Genomic DNA, 284 nt, shown 5'->3' on the forward strand with positions numbered 1-284 from the left:
ATCGCAGTCACTTCGACGCCCCATCGGGTACCCATAGCGATGAGCTTTCGCCGGTTTTCTTCGACGGCTGGGACGTTCGCTTCCTTCAGAGCAAAGTCCAGAACCACGATTTTGCCGACCTTCAGGTCAAGATGGTTTTCGAACGCGGCGAAACGCGTTTCCCATCCAAGCGCGACGATCGCGATATCTCCCTCCATCGTTTCGCAGGTACCTGCATCTCTCGCCTTCTCAGTGACGGCCAGATGGCCGAAGACTCGATACTCGACAGTTGAAGCGGTCATTCG

General features: G+C 56.0%; 1 protein-coding gene. It reads right to left on the minus strand.

Annotation, left to right across the window (positions count from 1 at the left end; all coding sequences use genetic code 11):
* A partial coding sequence (locus tag EN859_RS38575; RefSeq protein ID WP_189502604.1) for a hypothetical protein occupies positions 1 to 284 on the minus strand: 284 nt, incomplete at both ends.

The sequence above is a fragment of the Mesorhizobium sp. M00.F.Ca.ET.216.01.1.1 genome, from assembly GCF_004010325.2.
Classification (GTDB): domain Bacteria; phylum Pseudomonadota; class Alphaproteobacteria; order Rhizobiales; family Rhizobiaceae; genus Mesorhizobium.